We start from the raw sequence: 1272 nt of genomic DNA, 5'->3' as shown, positions 1-1272 counted from the left end.
TTACAAGTTTGGATAGATAGGGAATCTGGCGCAGAGGTTTGCGACTTCGGCTTTGACTTTGGCCTCGACCTCACCGTTACCGTCCTCGCCATTTGCGGCCAGACCGTCGACCACTTCGATGATCCAGTCGGCGATCTGGCGGAACTCGGCCTCGCCAAAGCCACGCGTTGTACCTGCGGGGCTGCCAAGGCGGATGCCGCTGGTCACCATCGGTTTTTCGGGATCGAACGGGACACCGTTCTTGTTGCAGGTGATATGCGCCCGGCCCAGTGCCTTTTCAGTCGCGTTGCCTTTGACGCCTTTAGGGCGCAGGTCCACCAGAACCACGTGGGTATCGGTGCCGTGGGTGACTGTGTCCAGCCCACCTTTGATCAACTGGTCCGACAGGACCTGCGCGTTGGTGACCACCTGGGCGATGTAGTCCTTGAACTCGGGTCGCAGTGCTTCGCCAAAGGCCACGGCCTTGGCCGCGATGACATGCATCAGCGGGCCACCCTGAATGCCAGGGAAGATGGCCGAGTTCACTTTCTTGGCGATCGCCTCGTCATTGGTCAGGATCATGCCGCCCCGCGGACCGCGCAGGGTTTTATGCGTGGTGGTAGTAGCCACATGCGCATGCGGGAAGGGCGATGGGTGTGCGCCTGTCGCGACCAGACCGGCGATATGGGCCATGTCGACATGCAGATAGGCGCCGACCATGTCCGCGATCTCGCGCATGCGGGCAAAATCAATGATGCGCGGAATGGCCGACCCGCCTGCGATGATCAGCTTGGGCTGATGCTCTTTCGCCAGCGCTTCGATCTGGTCATAGTCGATCTGGTTGTCCTGTTTGCGCACACCGTAATGGACGGCGTTGAACCACTTGCCCGACTGGTTGGGTGCGGCGCCATGGGTCAGGTGGCCCCCCGCATCCAGGCTCATGCCCAGGATGGTGTCGCCGGGTTTGATCAGTGCCTGGAACACGCCCTGGTTTGCCTGAGAGCCAGAGTTCGGCTGGACGTTTGCAAAGCCGCAACCGAACAGCTGCTTGGCGCGGTCGATGGCCATATTTTCAGCGATATCAACAAATTGACACCCGCCATAGTAACGCCTGCCGGGGTATCCTTCGGCGTATTTGTTGGTCATCACCGAGCCCTGCGCTTCCATCACGGCAGCAGAGACGATGTTCTCGGACGCGATCAATTCGATCTCGTCGCGCTGACGGCCCAGCTCGGACGTGATCGAGCCGAACAGCTCTGGGTCGCGCGCTGAGAGAGACTGGGTGAAAAAACC

1 protein-coding gene is annotated in these 1272 nt (G+C 60.4%); it reads right to left on the bottom strand.

Annotated features, from left to right (window positions below):
- The coding region (gene glyA, locus AC2FJV_RS20145; protein WP_496714489.1) for a serine hydroxymethyltransferase at positions 1-1272 on the bottom strand (1272 nt) is incomplete at its 5' end.

Source organism: Ruegeria sp. CDSA241 (genome assembly GCF_059611265.1).
Note: the sequence above shows the minus strand (reverse complement) of the source record. Positions and strands in the feature narration are given on the sequence as shown.